Origin of the sequence: Pseudoalteromonas sp. DY56-GL22 (assembly GCF_041414715.1) — a bacterium.
Lineage (GTDB): Bacteria > Pseudomonadota > Gammaproteobacteria > Enterobacterales > Alteromonadaceae > Pseudoalteromonas > Pseudoalteromonas simplex.
In genome coordinates this window covers 1-18,219 of the sequence record NZ_JANHZR010000007.1, presented here as the reverse complement: position 1 = coordinate 18,219, position 18,219 = coordinate 1, and the positions used below count along the sequence as shown (strand labels likewise).

Sequence of the window (18,219 nt, the reverse complement as noted above, 5' to 3'; positions counted from 1 at the left end):
TTATGGCAAGCTGGATTTTAGGATTAACGGGTGGTATCGGATCAGGCAAAAGTGCAATAAGCGCCATGTTTGAAGAGCTTGGCATTCAAGTGGTTGATGCTGATATCGTGGCTAGAGAGGTCGTTGAGCCAGGTTCAACGGGACTTGAAAAAATTACTGAACACTTTGGTGAGGAGATACTCACTACTGATGGCAGCCTTGATCGTGCAAAACTAAGAGCAATTATCTTTGCTGATGAATCACAAAAGCAATGGCTAAATAATTTATTGCATCCGCTTATTAGAGAGTCAATGCTCGCTCAATTACAGCAAGCCACCAGCCAATATGTAATATTAGTTGCGCCTCTACTTTTTGAAAATGGCCTAGATCAATTCTGTGATCATACTCTATTGATAGATGTTCCTGTTGAAGTGCAAATAACGAGAACCACAGCTCGAGACAATATCTCTATTGAATTAACTAAGCAAATCATCGCTTCACAAATGCCCAGAGCAGATAAGCAACAAAAAGCGACAGATACATTAGATAATAACCGCCTTCTTTCTGAGGTAAAAATTGATGTACAAAAGTTGCATGAGAAATACCTGACTTTAATTTAACGATATTATTGATTTAAGTACTTATTTTTGTAAAAAAGCAGCAACAGAAAAACAATACCAAAGTACCAATAAACTAGCTAAACATTTGAGTTTATGGTTAATTTATTTTGCAATTTTTCCAAAATCAGACAAGACTGATGTAACCGTTTTACTTTTTCTGTTAGATTGTGGCAAATAAAGGATCAAACTAGGTGCGCAATGAATATTAACTCACCGCTACTTCGAAAATTTATCACTCTAGGTCGCATTGATGCAGAGACCGTAAAATCAAAGCAGCGCGAATACAGCTCTACTGCGGAGCTTATTTCTAAAACATGTGGTATGGCTGGCCATGAGCTAGCAGAGCAATGCACAGATCTTTTCAGAGTCCCTTATTTTGACATCAAAGATTTTGATGTATCACACATTTCTGAAGAACTTGTTAAAGACAAACTCATTCGTGAACACCACATTCTGCCTTTAGTAAAAAAAGGCCGTAAACTCTACATTGCCGCCTCTGATCCAACCGATTACGGAGCCTTTGAAAACTTTGAATTTAGTACTGGCCTTTCATGTGAAGTAGTTGTTGTTGATTACGTTCAGCTCGAAAATAAAATAGAACAATTACTTGATGCTGCAGGCGGTTTACACTTAAGTGAAGATGAGTTTAAAGAACTTGGCGATCTTGAAACCGAAGCTCCTAAAGACTTAACCAGCAAAGATGAAGACAAAGACGATGCGCCTATTATTGTCTACATCAATAAAATTTTGATGGATGCGATAAAAAAAGGTGCATCGGATCTACACTTTGAACCTTATGAACACCGTTACCGTGTACGTTTTCGTATCGATGGTATTTTGCATGAAATGGCAAGTCCACCCAATAGCTTAGCGAGCCGTTTGTCGGCGCGTATTAAGGTTATGTCTCGACTTGATATTGCAGAAAAGCGCAAACCTCAAGATGGTCGTATTAAGCTTAAAATCACTGAACGTAAAAGTATCGACTTCCGTGTAAGTACATTACCAACTCTTTGGGGCGAGAAAATAGTAATGCGTATTCTCGACTCATCAAGCGCTATGCTAGGTATCGATGTACTTGGTTATGAACCAGAGCAGAAAAAACTCTACATGGATGCACTTGAACAGCCCCAGGGCATGATCTTAGTAACTGGTCCAACGGGCTCGGGTAAAACCGTATCACTTTATACTGGTTTGAATATTCTTAACCAGCCAGAGCGCAATATCAGTACTGCCGAGGATCCAGTAGAGATCAACCTTGAAGGGATTAACCAAGTACAAATTAATCCAAAGGCAGACATGACCTTTGCCAATGCATTAAAAGCTTTCTTACGACAAGATCCCGATGTCGTCATGGTTGGTGAGATCCGTGACCTTGAAACCGCTGAAATTGCAATAAAAGCGGCGCAAACAGGTCACTTGGTATTATCGACTCTGCATACAAACTCAGCACCAGAAACCCTTACTCGTCTTTTAAATATGGGTGTCCCTGCTTATAACGTCGCAAGTTCAATCAGTCTTATTATTGCGCAGCGTCTAGCAAGACGACTTTGTCCTAAGTGTAAAACACCAGAAACACTCCCTGATGAAGAATTGATTCGCCAAGGTTTTGATAAAGACAAACTCAATGAAGTTCAGCTATTCGCACCAAAAGGCTGTGACAGCTGTACTGAAGGGTATAAAGGTCGAGTTGGTATTTACGAGGTAATGCAAATTACCCCTGAAATAGCGCAAATTATTATGCGTGGTGGTAACTCACTCGAAATCGCTGAAGTATCTCTTCGCTCAGGCTTTAATGATCTACGTTTATCAGGCCTAAAAAAAGCCGCCGATGGTGTTACCTCTCTGGCTGAAATAAACCGAGTAACGAGTTTCTAAACAAATTCGTTACTGGATTCTCAACTAACTGTTCAGTAAGATCTGACGAAAGAGCTTAATTAAGAGTGATATCATGCCAACCGTTGTAGACTGCCCAACATGCAAAGCCAAAGTAGAATGGTCAGAACAAAGCCCACATCGTCCATTTTGTTCAAAACGCTGCCAGCTAATAGATTTAGGTGAGTGGTCGTTTGAGAACAATAAAATTTCTAGCCCAATTAGCAATGCTAATGATTTGAGCCAAGATATGATTGAAGATATCGAAGCGATGCTAGCTAAAAACGATGATTCATTCTTTAAAGAATAAAGCGTCAAATATAAAAAATGCGGCATTTGCCGCATTTTTTATATTAATAGTAATTTGGTATTAACCTTCAGAACGCTCACCTTTGCGCTCTCCGCGTGGACCATGGTGACCCTTTTTGTGACCTTTTTTACGCAGGTGCTTTTTAATCTCTTGATAGCTTTCGCGCTGCTCTGCATTTAAAACCTGCCAAATGGCATGATCAGATTTCATTTTTAGCATTGCAAACTGCTGGCCTTTTTCTTGACGCGCATTAATTAGTTCTAATGCGGCATTTTCATCAAATGTTTTAGCTGCTAATAATGCATCCATTTTCTCTTTGTGTGCAGTACGAGCGGCTTTCATTGCATCTTTATCACCACGCAGTGCTGCAAATTGTGTTTTCTGCTCGGCAAAAATCGCTTTAAGTTGCGTTTGCTGATCTTCTGTAAGTTGTAATTTATCAATACCACGCTCAGAAAGTAAAAAACGTGCTTGTGGATTCATCCCACGGTTAAAGTCACCTTTCGCCATTGCTGAAGTAGCACCGACACTCGCTGCTGCTAAACCACAAACAAGTACGAATTTAGAAAGCTTATTTGAAATAGTCATAATCATTACCTTTTGTTGGGTTGTGCTCTGTTGTCGTTTCCGACTGATGGGTTAACTATAACTAATTCAATGCAAAGGAACGCAAACCAGTGTAAAGGTTGTGTAAAGATTCACTTTTACACAATTTACTGAGTAAAATAACCTTAAAGAAATAAATAGCTAGGTGTCAGAATGAAACTATTAATGATCGACGACGATACAGGATTGTGCGAATTACTCAGCGAGTACTTATCAGCACAAGGTTTTACAGTAGAGTGTGTTCATGATGGCGCTGAAGGCCTAAAACAAGCTATAAAGCATAACTATGAGCTAATATTGCTTGATGTGATGCTGCCATCTATGGATGGCTTTGAAGTGTTAAAGCAGTTAAGACAACATAAGCTTACTCCAGTGATCATGCTAACCGCTAAAGGTGAAGACTTTGATCGTATCTTTGGTTTAGAGCTAGGCGCAGATGATTATATTCCTAAGCCATTTAACCACAGAGAACTGCTAGCTCGCGTTAAAGCAATTACCCGTCGCATCGAACATATCAATAGCTTATCGAGCCAACAGGCCAGCTCATTGAGTGTTAACAGCATCAATGTTAATTTTGCAACGCGAGAAGCTTCTGTTAAAGACAATGTACTTAGTCTAACCGGCACTGAGTATGAGATCCTTGCCATGCTAGTACAACATGCCGGTGAAGTGATCAGCAAAGAACAAATAAGTGAGCAAGTCCTTGGTAGACGCCTTGCCCCTTTTGACCGTTCAATCGATATGCATGTCAGCAACATCCGTAAAAAGATTGCAGAACACGTTAGTAATGAACGAATCAAAACCATGCGTGGCAGTGGTTATGTATTAATACAAGGCGAATAATATGCAAACTCCAAGCTGGCTAAAGCATCCTCGGCATTATTTGTTTTTAAAAATATTTGCCTGGTTTTGGGTTACCGTCATAGCGACTATCACAATATTGGTTTTTTTAAGCCAATTAACGAGCAATGTCGGCAACGATGAGCTGCGTGGACCCATGCTTAAGAACCTAGAGTACACTGCTAAAAGTATTGAACGTATTGTTGCTAAGCACGGCAAATCAACTCAAGAGGTTTTATCTCATCCGCGCTTATCTAAGCATAAATTACTGTACTTAAATGGTGAGGCACATGGTGTTGAAATGCTCAGCGAACCTGTATCCAAAGACATTGATTTAAGCTTGCTGAACTTTACCAAATATATGCGCCCGCAAATTATTTTTACCGATGAATACCAAGCTTATGGACCGATAGCATTAAATGTGCCTGAAGGTAAGTTTTATCTTTATGAGATTGATGAAAAACGTAAAAAACCGTTTTTTGTTAGCTTATGGCTAATGCCAATTTGGCTAAAGCTACTCATTGCTTTAATCGCCTCATTGATGCTGAGTTTCTTCTTTAGCCGTAACTTAATAGCTCCCATTAATAGTTTAAAAGAAACCGCAAAAAAACTGGCTCATGGCGATTTAACAGCTCGTGCCGATGTATCTCCTACTCGTCAAGATGAGTTAGGTGTACTTGGTCGTGACTTTAATACCATGGCAGTACAACTTGAGCAGCTTATTAGCGCGCAAAAAAGATTACTAGCAGATATTTCCCATGAACTACGCTCACCATTAACGCGCTTAAAAATGGCCACAGGCCTTGCACAAATGCAAGCTGATGACGCTCAACACGCTTATTTAGAGCGTATTGAAAAAGAGGCAAATCAGCTTGATAAAATGATTGCCGATGTCCTTCAAGTTTCTCGCTTAGAGGCCAAAAGCCAAACCCTAGCGTTGAGTACGCAGTCTTTACAAGTGATTGTTGATCATGTTCTCAACGATGCTCAATTTGAAGCCAAGCAAAACAATAAAGAGCTTATTGTCAATGGTACACTAACTGCCGATTTAAAATGCGATGAAACCTTAATAGCCAGCGCACTTGAAAATGTACTACGCAATGCCATTAAATACGCAGAACATTCAATCTCAATAGGCTTAGTTGAATCAGATGCTATTTACATTACTGTTTGTGATGATGGTAAAGGTGTTGATGAAGCGAACCTTGCAAGGCTATGTGAACCCTTCTTTCGCCAAGAACATGCTCGCGATAGAAACACTGGGGGTACAGGCTTAGGTCTTGCAATTGCAAAGAATGCTATCTCAGCACATGATGGTACACTAACACTTGAAAACCAAGAACATGGCGGACTATGCGTAAACATCCGTCTCCCAATTAAGAGTGAGTAAATGTTTTACAGTAGCGAAGCAAGTCTTGTTAGTAACCTACCTAATATTAACCAGTTTTTTTCTGAGCAATTAAAGCAAGACTTTCTGAGCACCGCTCATGGCAAGCTTTATTACGGCTATGCTATTCCTCAGCAAGCAAAAACGGCCATCGTTATCAGTACTGGCCGTATAGAATCTCTAGTTAAGTACAAAGAGTTGCTTTGGGAGCTATATCAAAATGGTTTTGCGGTTTTTAGTGTTGATCACCAGGGGCAAGGCCGCTCTTATCGTCATCTAAAAAATACTCATAAAGGCTATGTAAACCGTTTTACTGATTATGCAAATGACTTTGCTGTATTTATAGAAAAAGTGGTGCAGCAACACTGGCAAGGTAAGCAGGTTTTGCTTGGCCACTCTATGGGCAGTGCCATTGCCTATGATTACCTGTCGCGTTATCAACATCAATTTGCGGGTGCTTTTTTATCAGCGCCGATGTTTGATATCTATACTAAAGGCACGCCAAAGCCTGTAGCAAAACTGGCTGCTAAAATTGCATCCTTACTTGGTCTTGGCCGCAGTTACGCATTTGGCCAAAGCGATTATTTACCCGTCGACTTTGCAGCTAATGAACTAACCAGTAGTGAAATTCGATATAAGCTGTTCAGAGAGCTGTATGCAGCAGAAGGTGATTTACAACTAGGTGGCGTCACCTATGGTTGGCTTAATGCGTCGTTTGATTTTATTGCCTCTTTAGTGGATAAAAAAGTCCATATTCCTTTGTTTATCGCCAGCGCAGAGCAAGATACCGTAGTCGATAACGCTGCGCAATTTGCACTTACTCATAGACAAAAGCAAGCACAAATAAAAAGCTACGCAGGTGCTCGCCACGAGTTATTGTGTGAACGCGACGAAATTAGACAAGCAGTACTCAGCGATTTTTATCAATTTTGTGCAGAACTTTGACGTGTTTTCTTAACCACAGAAAGTGGGTCTAGGTGCATCAGAACATCCATTTCACAATCAAAATGCGTTTGAATTAATGCTTCGACTTCATCTGCAACTTGATGGGCTCTTATTAATGATAATGAGTCTTCTAACTCTAAATGCATCTGAATAAACTTAATTTTACCACCTTGGCGGGTGCGAATATCATGGGCGCCAAATACGTCTTGATGACTATTCACAATGGCGAGTATCTCTGCTTTTTCTTCATCTGGCAGCTCTTTATCCATTAAATGATCAGCACTGTCACGAGCAATGTCCCAACTGTTATAAAGTAAATAAACAGCCACACCAATAGCAAATAATGGATCGGCATAAGCAACACCGTACTTAGCTAACACAATTGCCAGTAGTACGGCCAAATTTAAGATTAAATCGCCTTTATAATGAATCGAGTCTGCTTTAATGGCAATGGATTCAGTGTGGTTGATCACCTTAGTTTGCACAAACACCACCACGAGCGTACAAACAATAGCGAAAATACTGACCCAAATACCAAGATCAGAATGCTTTAAAGTTACAGGATTAAATAAGCGCTCAATGCCATGAAACGCTAAAAAACAACCAGAACCTGCTATAAAAGCGGCTTGTGCAAGCCCTGCTAATGCTTCGGCTTTACCGTGACCAAAGCGATGATCGTCATCAGCAGGACGCAGTGCATAACCAAGCACTAAAAAACTCATCAGTGATGCGGTGATATCCATTAACGAATCAGTTAAAGAACCCAACATTGATGCCGAGCCAGATGCAAGCCATGCCCAGCTTTTTGCAGCAATCATTAAACTCACCATAACAATGGTGACTAGACTCGCTGTTTTAACCCAAAACTCGTAACTACGATGCTGCACAACAACTTACCTTAAGTGAGTAACTGTATTGAGTATATCATCTTTTCTTTCTAGTTCGTGTATACTCAGCAGCAGATCAAATCCTTTAAAATGAGATTCACATGCTTGATATTGTGTTGTACCAACCAGAAATTCCACCAAACACGGGTAATATCATTCGCTTATGCGCAAACACAGGTTATGCGTTACACCTAATTGAACCACTTGGTTTTGAGTGGGATGATAAACGTGTAAAGCGAGCTGGCCTTGATTATCATGAGTTTAGCCATGTACAGCGCCATGCCTCGTTTGAAGCATACCTTGAAAAATGCCAACCCAAAAAAGTCTATGCTTGCACAACAAAGGGCAGCCAATTTCATCATCAAGCACAATACCAACCCGGCGATTGTTTAGTGTTTGGGCCAGAAACGCGTGGCTTACCTGATGAACTCATTCAATCATTACCGAAAGAACAACGTGTACGCATTCCAATGCAAAAAGACAGCCGTAGCATGAACTTATCTAACTCAGTGGCTGTATTTGTTTATGAATCTTGGCGTCAATTAGGGTTTGTGAACGGTCAATAATGCACTGAAAATGTGATTTAAAATTATCCACTAATTATTTAGCACGACCTTTTTTAATATACTAATCTAAAAGGGCTGATTTAATACTTTAGATGGAAAGTAATGCGTATTTTCACCCTAGTGTGCTGTATCATTTTACTGTTACAGCACTTTGCCAGTGCTGCAACAGTTTTCACTTCCAACCCACCGATTGCTTTAACAAGTTATGTTATCACCGCAGCACTTACCTTGTTATTACTCATCGCAGTAGTGATAATTATTAGTATTGCTCTACAGCGTAAAAAACAGAGATTGGTTTTTGTTGATGCGTTACTTTCAAAATCGAAAGACGCTGTCTGGGTTACTGATGATGAGTTCAATATCATTGAGGTTAATAGAACATTTAGCGAAATCTCAGGTTTTAGCGAGGATGATGTCATCGGTAAACGATTTAAAGCACATACATCTAATGGCCGTGACCAACAATTAGAAGCAATTATAAAGCAAGAGCTTATAGATGATGGCTATTGGTCTGGTGAAATTTGGAATGTCCGTAAAAATGGCAAACCCTACGCCCTTGATTTATCCATTACTAAAATTACGACTTCGCGCTTTTTCAAAAAATCAGTTCGCTATGTCGGAGTATTTTCAGATATAACAGCCCGCAAGAATAACGAGCGCACGATGCTCAAGCTTACAACCAAAGATACTGTTACTGGTTTATCAAACCGCGCCATTTTTATAGAGTCGCTCGAAAAAGCGATTAAAGCCTGTAACGACACATACCCAAGCTTGCTAATCATATTTATCGACCTAGATAACTTCAAAAAAATAAACGACTCTTTGGGCCATACTGTTGGAGATGTTTTATTAAAAGAAGTTGCTTGCCGTCTTACTGGCGCACTCAACTCAGCTTTTACCATTGCAAGACTCGGCGCAGATGAATTCGCGATTCTTGTGCCGCCCTATCTCTACTCAGGTAAAACGGTATTCTTCGCCAAAAAGACCGCAGACATCGTGCTGCAGCAATTCAAAACCCCTTTTATGTTGGATGGTTTTGAGACTTCGCTATCTGCCTGTTGCGGCCTTGCTATTTATCCAGACAACGCCTATAACTGCGAAAACTTAATGCGCAGCGCAACCAGTGCTTTGAATCATGCTAAGAAAATGGGCCATAATACATATCAATTTTTTGATAAAGACCGCCACACACTCGACCCAACCGAGTTAACCAAAGAAAGCGCTTTATTTAGAGCTATCAACAACAATGAGTTTGAGCTTTATTTTCAGCCTAAGTTTGATGCCCAGCATAATCAGTTATACGGCTTTGAAGCATTAGTTCGCTGGCCTCAAGAAGATGGCAGTGTGATTAACCCCGATGAGTTCATTCCGCTAGCTGAACAAAATGGTGCCATTATTCCGCTTACCCAATTACTAATGGAACAACTACTTAATCAACTGGCACAGTGGCGAAAACAAAACATTTCGTTTGGTAATGTAGCTATTAATATTTCAGCCCTACACTTTCAACAAAGTAGTCTTATAGAAACACTCGTTGATAATTTGGCTAAATTTGACGTCCCAGCACATTGCTTAGAACTCGAGATCACAGAAAGCGCTATGATGGACAACCCCGAGTTCGCAGAGCAGCAAATGAAACGTATAAAATCACTAGGTGTACATATTGCACTAGATGATTTTGGAACAGGTCATTCATCACTCAGTTACTTAAAACGCTTTCCTATTGATACGCTAAAAGTTGACAAGTCATTCGTAAAAGACATCGATAAAAACGACCAAGATCGTAATATCACTGCCACCATAGTGCGACTAGCTAAATATTTAGATATTAATGTGGTCGCCGAAGGAGTAGAAACAGAAGAACAAGCCTACATGCTACATATTATGGGCTGTCATTTTCAACAAGGTTATTATTACTGTAAGCCATTAAAAGCTGAGCAAGTTAGCGAATTTATTAACGAAAAATTAAAAAAGCAACAATCAAGCTAATGATTAGAATATACTTTAAATAAAAAACGCGATTAATAAATCGCGTTTTTTATTTAAAAGTGCACAATCTAAATTATTCAGATTTTTGCTCACGGCCAAGTAGTGCCATCGCAGCTTCTTTTACATCTTTATTTTCATAAAGTACTTGGTAAATTTGCTCCGTTATTGGCATTTCAATACCTGTGCGCTCAGCAAGTAAATACACTTCTTTGGTATTTCTATAGCCTTCAACAACCTGACCAATAGATTCAATCGCAGCTTCTACGCCTTCACCCTTGCCAAGAGCAAGGCCAAAGCGACGGTTACGAGATTGGTTATCTGTACAGGTTAAGATCAAGTCACCAAGGCCGGCCATACCCATAAAGGTATCTGAACGGGCACCTAATGCACAACCTAAACGGCATAGCTCAGCTAAACCGCGAGTGATTAAAGCAGTACGTGCGTTGGCACCGAAGCCAAAACCGTCAGACATACCTGCGCCAATCGCAATGACATTTTTAACTGCGCCACCAAGCTGTATTCCAATAAAGTCATCATTGTTATACACCCTAAATGAGCGGCCACAGTGTAAAAGGTCAGCTAATTGCTTAGCAAAGTCTTTAGAAGTCGACGATACCGAAATAGCAGTTGGTAATCCCATTGCCATTTCTTTTGCAAACGTAGGTCCTGAAAGCACAGCCAGAGGAACATCATCTCCTAGCTCTTGTACCGCTACTTCTTGCAATAAACGCCCTGTATTTGGCTCTAAACCTTTGGTAGCCCATGCAACCTCAGCACCTTCTGACAACCAAGGTTTGATTTTTTGCAGCGTGCCAGCAAAAGCATGACTCGGCACAACAACCAAAATGATCTTGCTTGCTTTAACTGCCGTTTCTAAATCAGCTTCTAGTTGGAGGGTGTCAGGAAAGCTAACATCTGGAACATAACGTTGATTCTTTCGCTCAGCTGCAAGCGTAGCAACGTCATCGCTATTGCGGCCCCACAAAGTAACTGGGTGGCCATTTCTGGCAAAGCAAATAGCAAGGGCGGTGCCATAAGACCCCGCCCCTAATACTGTAACAGCTGATTGTGCTGTACTCATAGCTTATGCGTCTGCAGTTGCCTGTTGATCTTGAGCTGCACGTTGTTGCATGTATTGAGCAAATAGTGCGTCGAAGTTAACTGGCGCTAAGTTTAATTGTGGGAAAGTACCACGGTTAACTAGGTTTGATACTGCTTCACGAGCGTATGGGAAAAGTACGTTCGGGCAGAAAGCACCTAACATGTGTGCAAGTTGAACTTCTTCAACTTCACCAATTGTGAAAATACCCGCTTGTTGGATTTCACATAGGAATGCAGTTTCTTCACCGATTGAAGCCGTTACTGTTAAAGCAAGAACAACTTCAAACACACCTTCTTCTAATTTGTTAGAACGAGTATCTAAGTCAAGCTTAACTTCAGGAGTCCACTCTTTTTGGAAAATAGCAGGTGAGTTAGGCGTCTCAAATGAAACATCTTTTGTGTAGATGCGTTGGATTGAGAATTGAGCGCCGGCTTGTTCTGCTGCTGCGTTTTGATTTTCTTCGTTCATTGTAATTCCTAACTTGTATTCGTTTTTATATTTAAAATTTATTAAGCGTTAAGCTTTGCGTCTAAAAGGCCTTGCGCTTCAATTGCCATCATGTCGTCACAACCGCCGATATGTTCATCATTAATGAAAATTTGCGGAACTGTGTAACCACCATTTGCTTTGTCGATCATTTCATCACGACGCTCAGGGTGAACACCAATATCGATATTCGTGTAGTCTACACCTTTACTGTCTAATAACGCCAAAGCACGTTGGCAGAATGGGCAGTATGCTTTTGTGTAAAGAACAACATTACTCATAATAATTCCTCTATCGGGCAGTGAGCCTTATTAACGACCGGTCGTTGTTGGTAAGCTAGCTGATTGCCAAGCGCCCATACCGCCCGCTAATACATAAACTCGCTCAAAACCTGCTTTATGCATTGCAGTTGCGATACCTGAGGCAGTCATGCCCGTGGTACATACTAGTATAATGGGTTTCGTCTTAAACTTTTCAAGGCTTGAAAAATCAGATTGCTTTGCTTTTTCCGGATTTAAGTGAGTTGCGCCTGCAATACGGCCAGAGTTAAACTCTTTTTGTGAACGTATATCAATCACTTGGCCATCATCACGGTTAATTAGCAAGGTAAGTTGCTGTGGGTTGATTTGACGGATAGCCGAAAATTTACTTTTAAACCAACTGCTGATCAGCATTGCAACTAATGCCAACCAGATAATGCTCAAAACCGGATGATTCGAGATAAATTCAATATATTGATCCATGCGTTTTCCACTAAGAAATTTAGGTACCACAGCGCATAGCCATGGGTTAATTAAAATTTGCCACGCAAGTATACGTGCTTGAATTGAAAATGCTAGGGCGTGAAATATTTTAATATGACATATTGATAGCTGATCAAAACCATAAAACACGGTATGCTAGTGATATATAAGTGCCAATCTTCAGGAGCTATAATGACAGAGCATAAAAAACCATTGGTATTAATGATCTTAGACGGTTGGGGATACCGTGAAGACACAGAAAGTAACGCCATACTTGCTGCTAATACCCCAGTACTCGACAACCTTTGGGCAACCCGCCCACATACATTAATTTCAGGTTCGGGACTTGATGTTGGTTTACCTGCAGGACAAATGGGTAACTCTGAAGTAGGCCACGTAAATTTAGGTGCTGGCCGTATCGTTTACCAAGATTTCACGCGTATCACTAAAGCCATTGAAGATGGTGAGTTCGACAGTAACCCAGCGCTTGTTGATAATATCGACAAAGCAGTAAATGCAGGCAAAGCCGTGCATATCATGGGCCTTTTAAGCCCAGGTGGCGTTCATAGTCACGAAGACCACATTGTTGCAACAATCGAACTAGCTGCTAAGCGCGGGGCAAAAGAAGTTTACTTCCATGGTTTCTTAGACGGTCGAGACACGCCACCACGCAGTGCAAAAGCGTCAATTGAGCGTATCGAAGCTGTATTTGCTGAACTTGGCTGTGGCCGTTTAGCCACGCTTGTTGGTCGTTATTATGCAATGGACCGTGATAACCGTTGGAATCGTGTCGAGCTTGCTTATGATGTTATGGTGAGTGGCATTGCTGAATACAGCTACACTGACGGTGTAACCGCACTAGAAGCCGCTTATGCACGTGACGAGAACGACGAGTTCGTGGCTGCAACAACGGTTGTACCTGAAGGCCAAGCAGCTGCAGAGATCAATGACGGCGACACTGTTATCTTTGCTAACTTCAGAGCAGACCGAGCACGTGAAATGACTCGTGCCTTTGTTGATGCTGACTTCAGTGGTTTTGATAAGAAGAAATCACCTAAGTTAAGTGCATTTGTAATGATGACAGAGTACGCAGCAGACATTAAAGCGCCGATTGCGTTTGCTCCAGAGCCTTTAACAAATGTATTAGGCGAATGGTTAGAGAAACAAGGTAAAACTCAACTACGTATTTCTGAAACAGAAAAATACGCACACGTGACTTTTTTCTTTAGTGGTGGTCGTGAAGATGAATTTGTTGGTGAGACTCGCGAACTAATTCCATCACCACAAGTGGCAACATACGATCTGCAACCAGAAATGAACTCTGAAATGCTGACCGATAAACTTGTTGAAGCAATCGCTAGCGGCAAATACGATGCCATCATCTGTAACTACCCTAACGGAGACATGGTAGGCCACTCAGGTGTATTTGAGGCTGCTGTGAAAGCATGTGAAGCAGTTGATCATTGTATTGGTCGTGTAGTTGCAGCACTTGAAGAACATGGTGGTGAAGCGCTTATTACTGCCGATCATGGTAATGCTGAACAAATGGCTAACCCAGCAACGGGCCAAGCACATACCGCACACACCAGTGAGCCAGTGCCATTTATCTATGTTGGCCGTGATGCAACACCACATGATGGTAAAACATTGAGTGACGTGGCTCCAACTATGCTTCACCTACTCGGCTTAGAGCAGCCAAGTGAAATGACTGGTAAACCAATCATGACGCTGAAATAAGCTATGAGTAAATGTATTAACCACTTCCTTAAAACTGGTTTAATACTGACTTCATTAGTAGCAACTACGGTTGTTGCTAATGAAGATCAAACCAAAAAAGACTTATCAGACATTCAATCAGCTTTACAAAAAACAGAGGCTGAGCTTAAAGGTCAACGCAAGTCCATTGCCCAAATGCGTAAAGATCTGCGCGCCCATGAGCTCGACATCGCCAAAAATGCCAAAGCAATAAACCTTGCCGCCCAATCTGTTAAAGAGAATGAGCAACAACAACGCGAACAACTAGCTAAAGCTGAGCAACTTAAAGCCCAGCAAGCACAACGCCAAACCTTATTAGCTGCACAACTAAAAAGCGCCTATATGGCAGGTAGTCATGACTACTCAAAGATGTTGCTTAACCAACAAGACACAGCCAAAATTGAGCGTACACTAAGTTATTACAATTACTTAAATAAAGCACGTATTGAGCAAATTGAAGAACTCAAAGCACTGCAGCAAGAAATTGCAGACAACCAAGCTGAGCTTGAAAAAACCAAACAACGTCTAGTTGCCTTATATGATGAGCAAAAAAGACGCCAGCAAGCTCTAGTCAATGCACAGCAAGAGCGTAAAACTAACCTCAATAAACTCCAGTCAGCGTTAAAAGAAACGAAGAGCTCAATTGATTATTTAAAAGAAAATGAGCAAACCCTGATCACCGCCATTGAAGAGCTTGAACAAGAACGAAACGAAAAAGTTGAATTACTAGGCTTACAAAGTAGTAAGGGCAAACTCGACTGGCCAACCAAAGGAGCATTACGCCACCGCTTTGGACAACGCAAGCACGGCAACATAGATTGGAAAGGCGTACTAATCAGCGCCAAAGAAGGCAGTAATGTTAAAAGCGTACAGAACGGCCAAGTAGTTTACGCTGACTGGCTAAATGGCTTTGGCTGGGTTATCGCTATTGATCATGGCGATGGCTTTATGAGCTTATATGGTCACGCTCAAACCCTTCTTCGCGATGTTGGCGACCTTGTTAGAGAAGGCGAAACGATTGCTTTAGTCGGTCAAAGCGGCGGACAACCAGATCCTGGTCTATACTTTGAAATACGCCACAAAGGACGCGCAGTAAATCCTGTAAAATGGTGCAGACGCATTTAATTGATTAAATAGCTGCACTCTATGTGGAGCAGCTGATGCTAAACACAACTTACTCTTACAATGCTCATTTTTCCCCAGCTAAGTTTTTTACTCAGCTGTCTTTTCTATTACTTGTCAGCTTGCTATGCCTGATATTGCAATCGTTTCAGGCTGTTGCAAAACCCTCGTTACAATCACTACAGCATCAGCAACTAAACGAAATCCTATTTAATATTCATACGTATTATGTTGATGATCTTAAACTGCAAAACGCATTTGTAACTCAGCCTGATAACTTACAAGTCGAAGCGTTATTCAAGCGCCTTGATCCATATTCAAAATATCTCGACGAAACTGAGCTCGATGCTATCTTCAGTAGCACTAATGGTAGATACACAGGACTCGGTATAGAAGTAAAAATTGAAGAGGGTCGCGTGTATATTGTCAACACTATTAATAACTCACCTGCGGCGCTTGCGGGTCTTCAGGTAAATGATGAAGTTATTGCGATTAATCAACAGCCTATTTTAGACAAAAGCATCGAAGAAGTGGCTAAGTTGATTCGCCAAAGCGGTGAGAACGCCGTTGATGTAGTTGTTAAAAGAGAGACAAATACTGAGCTTAATTTCTCGGTTAAGCGCCAACAGATTAACCTAGAAAGTGTGAGTGGCCATTTAGCAGATACAGGCGTTGCACTGATCAGTATCAATGCATTTAACAATCATACATTGCACGATGTTGCTCGAGAGCTTGCAAAAATGCAGGTCACCAATAGCTTCCCTCTTTCAGGTTTAATCATTGATTTACGCGATAACCCTGGCGGTACATTACAAGGGGCGATTGAAGTTGCAGATCTGTTTTTAGATAACGGCACCATCGTATCCACCAAAGGTCGCTTTAATGAAGCTAATCAGAAGTTTAAAGCCCATAAAGGCGACATACTCAGTGGCGCTCCTATTGCCGTGCTAATTAACGAAAACTCAGCCTCTGCAGCTGAAATACTCGCAGCAGCACTGAGAGACAATCAACGAGCGGTGCTAATTGGCGAAACTTCATTTGGTAAAGGCTCAGTGCAATCGTTGATACCATTAGGTAATGGTAATACCGCATTGAAACTGACTACAGCACGTTATTACACACCTTTGGGTCAATCTATCGATGGGAAGGGGATCACTCCAGATGTGAGTATTAATCAAACAATGCTTTCAGAAATTGACCAAGGCGTTATAATAAAAAATATCCAAGAATTGGCGCTTTTTAGCTCACTTCTAGATAGACAAGAAAAAAAGCAACTTACAGCAAAGCAGCTCGTTATTATGCAGTAAGTAAATGCTCACAACGGATATAATAATTACAAAAAGTGAACTTAAAAAAAGGCTTATTACTCGCCGTATGTTGCCTACCGCTATTTTGCCAAGCAAAGCAAATAGCCATAGTAATTGATGATATAGGCAACCATCAGCGCGACCTTGAAATATTAAACTTACCAGGGCAAGTGACCTTCTCGATCTTGCCCCATACTCCCTATTCACAAATATTTGCAGAGCGCGCCAGTAGAACTCATAAAGAACTACTTTTACATGTACCAATGCAAGCGCTTGATAAAAGTAAAGCACTTGGTCCGGGTGCACTCACCAATACTATGAGTAAGTCAGAGTTACAAACAACCCTTGGCCATGCGTTAGCCTCTTTACCACAAGTAAAAGGGGTCAATAACCACATGGGATCTGAGCTAACACAGCTTACCGAGCCAATGAAATGGACGATGGAAGTTTTAAAGAAACGTGGTTTGTACTTCTTAGACAGCCGTACTACGAGTCAAAGTGAAGCACAAAATGTTGCTAACCTGTATGGTGTCGCAAATGTATCTCGCCATGTATTTCTTGATAACAATGTCACCCAAAGTCAGCTACAACACCAACTAGAAGAGCTAAAAACCAAAGCTCAACACTTCAACTACGCAATCGCCATTGCCCACCCCTACCCAGAAACCGTTGCTTTTCTGCAACAAGCCCTCCCAGAACTACAACAGCAAGGCTTCGAACTTGTTCCCCTCTCACAACTAGTCGAAACAAAATACATTCAACTAGCCAAAGCTGAGCAAAAACAAGGGGAATGAGTGTTATAAACGAGAGTTAGCGAGGGGAAAGTTGAAGGAGTAAAGTTTGGAAGTCTGGCGTAGGTTGGGTAGAACGCAGCGAAACCAAACACAGAGCTATCAGCTTTCAGCCGTCAGCGATCAGCCGCGGTGTGGGTGTTTAGGTCAGAGCCTCCTTAAACAATAAAGCCCTGCCAGAGGCACTTCAGAGTTTTCTATTAGCAAGGTAAAGCTTGAAGGTCTGGCGTAGGTTGGGTAGAGCGAAGCGAAACCCAACAGCGTGGTAATTCGTCATGCAGAATGAAGAGATAAAGCTCATTAATAAAAGACGAATTAGCGCAAGGTGAAGTAAGCCATTTTAGAGCTCGCTAACCTGTTAGACCAGTAGAGATTTTAAGAATTTTTAACCATGGGTTATGAAGAAGGTCATATGGATTATGTTGGGTTTCGCTCCGCTCTACCCAACCTACCTGGGGAATGAACTGGGTTAATGCTGAGGGTGACTCTTTACTAAACAACACTACAGTTCAACTTTACCCTTGCTAACTTGTAACTCACTAACTCACGTTGGGTTTCGCTACGCTCTACCCAACCTACCTGGCTGAAAGCTACAAACGCAAAAAAGCCCGACTCTTTCGAATCGGGCTTCTCTTATTTGGAGCCTGGCGATGACCTACTTTCACATAGCAGCTGCTACACTATCATCGGCGCTGTTTCGTTTCACTACTGAGTTCGGCATGGGGTCAGGTGGGTCCAAAACGCTATTGTCACCAAGCAAATTTGGTTTGTTAATCGCCTTGGCAATTAACTAAAATCTGGAATTCTGATATCAAGTAATTGTCTACTTTAGTAACTTAACTTCTGTCTGTTACGCTGTCATAAAACGCGTTTGGCGTTGTATGGTTAAGCCTCACGGGTAATTAGTACAGG

At 41.3% G+C, this 18,219-nt stretch carries 18 protein-coding genes and 1 rRNA gene; 12 read left to right on the top strand and 7 right to left on the bottom strand.

The genetic code is table 11. From position 1 onward, the window contains the following. The first annotated feature begins 2 nt into the window (after positions 1-2). From coaE to yacG, 3 genes are all read left to right on the top strand, one after another. Positions 3-599: a dephospho-CoA kinase gene (gene coaE, locus NO991_RS15170; RefSeq protein WP_300362480.1), complete on the top strand. Its 597-nt coding sequence runs from the start codon at positions 3-5 to the stop codon at positions 597-599. A gap of 198 nt (positions 600-797) precedes the next feature. Further along, entirely contained in the window at positions 798-2,474 is a 1,677-nt protein-coding gene (pilB, locus tag NO991_RS15165) for a type IV-A pilus assembly ATPase PilB (protein ID WP_138619056.1), read from the top strand. 73 nt (positions 2,475-2,547) lie between these two features. Next, on the top strand, positions 2,548-2,781 hold the full coding sequence (yacG, locus tag NO991_RS15160) for a DNA gyrase inhibitor YacG (protein ID WP_054550981.1): 234 nt from the start codon (positions 2,548-2,550) through the stop codon (positions 2,779-2,781). Positions 2,782-2,841: 60 nt separating this feature from the next. Here the strand turns inward: yacG and NO991_RS15155 are convergent, their stop codons facing one another. Beyond that, positions 2,842-3,369, bottom strand: a complete 528-nt coding sequence (locus tag NO991_RS15155; protein ID WP_166340462.1) for a Spy/CpxP family protein refolding chaperone — start codon at positions 3,367-3,369, stop codon at positions 2,842-2,844. 171 nt (positions 3,370-3,540) lie between these two features. Between NO991_RS15155 and NO991_RS15150 the strand changes: the two genes are divergently transcribed. The 3 genes from NO991_RS15150 to NO991_RS15140 are packed head-to-tail and all read left to right on the top strand — an operon-like array spanning position 3,541 to position 6,559. After that, entirely contained in the window at positions 3,541-4,230 is a 690-nt protein-coding gene (locus tag NO991_RS15150) for a response regulator (RefSeq protein ID WP_054550979.1), read from the top strand. A 1-nt stretch (position 4,231) separates the two neighbouring features. Further along, a complete protein-coding gene (locus tag NO991_RS15145; RefSeq protein WP_300362472.1) occupies positions 4,232-5,617 on the top strand; it encodes an ATP-binding protein in 1,386 nt (461 codons plus the stop codon). Beyond that, positions 5,618-6,559 carry an alpha/beta fold hydrolase gene (locus NO991_RS15140; RefSeq protein WP_300419440.1) on the top strand — a complete coding sequence of 314 codons (942 nt, stop codon included), beginning with the start codon at positions 5,618-5,620 and terminating at the stop codon, positions 6,557-6,559. On the opposite strand, the gene NO991_RS15135 is transcribed toward NO991_RS15140, so the two are convergent. Beyond that, the gene (locus NO991_RS15135; protein ID WP_235372578.1) at positions 6,538-7,446 is read right to left on the bottom strand and encodes a cation diffusion facilitator family transporter; all 909 of its coding nucleotides are present in this window, start codon (positions 7,444-7,446) and stop codon (positions 6,538-6,540) included. The two genes, NO991_RS15140 and NO991_RS15135, sit on opposite strands and share 22 nt — an antisense overlap. A 101-nt stretch (positions 7,447-7,547) precedes the next feature. Here NO991_RS15135 and trmL point away from each other — a divergent pair, with 101 nt between their 5' ends. Together trmL and NO991_RS15125 are read left to right on the top strand one after the other, a co-directional pair. Further along, entirely contained in the window at positions 7,548-8,012 is a 465-nt protein-coding gene (gene trmL, locus NO991_RS15130; protein WP_054550977.1) for a tRNA (uridine(34)/cytosine(34)/5-carboxymethylaminomethyluridine(34)-2'-O)-methyltransferase TrmL, read from the top strand. 102 nt (positions 8,013-8,114) lie between these two features. Continuing rightward, positions 8,115-10,001, top strand: coding sequence for a bifunctional diguanylate cyclase/phosphodiesterase (locus NO991_RS15125; protein ID WP_138619044.1), 1,887 nt, complete (start codon positions 8,115-8,117; stop codon positions 9,999-10,001). Positions 10,002-10,074: 73 nt separating this feature from the next. Here the strand turns inward: NO991_RS15125 and gpsA are convergent, their stop codons facing one another. Genes gpsA through NO991_RS15105 form a run of 4 tightly spaced genes read right to left on the bottom strand, consistent with a single transcriptional unit; the run spans position 10,075 to position 12,332 of the window. Next, entirely contained in the window at positions 10,075-11,082 is a 1,008-nt protein-coding gene (gpsA, locus tag NO991_RS15120; RefSeq protein WP_054562802.1) for an NAD(P)H-dependent glycerol-3-phosphate dehydrogenase, read from the bottom strand. A 3-nt stretch (positions 11,083-11,085) separates the two neighbouring features. After that, a complete protein-coding gene (gene secB, locus NO991_RS15115; RefSeq protein ID WP_054550974.1) occupies positions 11,086-11,571 on the bottom strand; it encodes a protein-export chaperone SecB in 486 nt (161 codons plus the stop codon). A 41-nt stretch (positions 11,572-11,612) separates the two neighbouring features. Then, complete coding sequence (gene grxC, locus NO991_RS15110; RefSeq protein ID WP_054550973.1) at positions 11,613-11,870, bottom strand: glutaredoxin 3; 258 nt, start codon at positions 11,868-11,870, stop codon at positions 11,613-11,615. 30 nt (positions 11,871-11,900) lie between these two features. Continuing rightward, positions 11,901-12,332 (bottom strand): rhodanese-like domain-containing protein, encoded by a 432-nt coding sequence (locus tag NO991_RS15105; protein WP_054551326.1) that lies wholly within the window; start codon positions 12,330-12,332, stop codon positions 11,901-11,903. Positions 12,333-12,524: 192 nt separating this feature from the next. Between NO991_RS15105 and gpmM the strand changes: the two genes are divergently transcribed. Genes gpmM through NO991_RS15085 form a run of 4 tightly spaced genes read left to right on the top strand, consistent with a single transcriptional unit; the run spans position 12,525 to position 17,310 of the window. Continuing rightward, positions 12,525-14,069 carry a 2,3-bisphosphoglycerate-independent phosphoglycerate mutase gene (gene gpmM, locus NO991_RS15100; RefSeq protein ID WP_054550972.1) on the top strand — a complete coding sequence of 515 codons (1,545 nt, stop codon included), beginning with the start codon at positions 12,525-12,527 and terminating at the stop codon, positions 14,067-14,069. A 3-nt stretch (positions 14,070-14,072) separates the two neighbouring features. Continuing rightward, positions 14,073-15,212, top strand: a complete 1,140-nt coding sequence (locus NO991_RS15095; protein WP_371352167.1) for a murein hydrolase activator EnvC — start codon at positions 14,073-14,075, stop codon at positions 15,210-15,212. Between the two features lie 35 nt (positions 15,213-15,247). Continuing rightward, positions 15,248-16,516, top strand: coding sequence for a S41 family peptidase (locus NO991_RS15090; RefSeq protein ID WP_300362232.1), 1,269 nt, complete (start codon positions 15,248-15,250; stop codon positions 16,514-16,516). 35 nt (positions 16,517-16,551) lie between these two features. Continuing rightward, positions 16,552-17,310 carry a divergent polysaccharide deacetylase family protein gene (locus NO991_RS15085; protein ID WP_209327254.1) on the top strand — a complete coding sequence of 253 codons (759 nt, stop codon included), beginning with the start codon at positions 16,552-16,554 and terminating at the stop codon, positions 17,308-17,310. A 639-nt stretch (positions 17,311-17,949) separates the two neighbouring features. Here the strand turns inward: NO991_RS15085 and rrf are convergent. Then, a 5S ribosomal RNA gene (gene rrf, locus NO991_RS15080) occupies positions 17,950-18,064 on the bottom strand. Between the last annotated feature and the right edge of the window lie 155 nt (positions 18,065-18,219).